The sequence below is a fragment of the Lactobacillus nasalidis genome (assembly GCF_016587775.1).
Classification (GTDB): domain Bacteria; phylum Bacillota; class Bacilli; order Lactobacillales; family Lactobacillaceae; genus Lactobacillus; species Lactobacillus nasalidis.
Genome location: NZ_BOCG01000217.1, coordinates 1 through 697, shown reverse-complemented (window position 1 = coordinate 697; position 697 = coordinate 1). Strand labels below are relative to the sequence as shown.

At 59.7% G+C, this 697-nt stretch carries 1 protein-coding gene; it reads left to right on the top strand.

What is annotated here, in order from left to right; translation table 11 throughout:
• Positions 1-659, top strand: a 659-nt coding sequence (locus tag lacNas_RS03625; protein WP_201346603.1) for a patatin-like phospholipase family protein, incomplete at its 5' end; no start/stop codon positions are given.
• Between the last annotated feature and the right edge of the window lie 38 nt (positions 660-697).

Sequence of the window (697 nt, the reverse complement as noted above, 5' to 3'; positions counted from 1 at the left end):
CCCGGCCGCAGTTCAAGAGCTGGCGGTCCTGGCTGACGACGGGGGACTTGTACGGGGCGGATTTCTGCTACCGCAAGCTGCCGGAAGTTCTGGACCCCTTTGACACGGCGGCTTTTGCCAGAAATCCGATGGACTTTTGGTGCGTGGCCACAGATATTGAAACGGCCCGGCCGGTCTACCACAAATTGACCACCGGCAAGGGGAACGACGTGGCCTGGATCAGGGCCTCGGCTTCGATCCCTTTTTTCTCCCGGCCGGTTGAAATCGGCGGCCGCTTTTACTGGGACGGGGGGATCAGCGACTCGATCCCGGCCCGCTTCCTGCTGGAAAAAGGCTATGAAAAAGCGGTCGTCATTCTGACGCAGCCAGCCGGCTATCAGAAGGTGCCTTCCCGGATGCAGCCGCTGGTCGACCGGGCGCTGAGAAAATACCCGGCAGTAGTTGACCGCCTGCACCGCCGCTTTCAAGAGTACAATGACTCACTGGCCTACATTGCTGACCAGGAGGCGGCGGGGAAGCTGTTTGTTTTCCGGCCCAGCCGGGCAATCGACATCAGCGCCATGGAAAAAGATCCTAGGCGTCTGAAGGCCGTCTACCAGGTAGGCGTCCAGGATGCCAGCCGGCAATTGGCGGCCGTAAAAGAATTTTTGAAAGACTGATGCCGCAAGGCAAAAAAACGGTGGCCACGCTTAGGCGC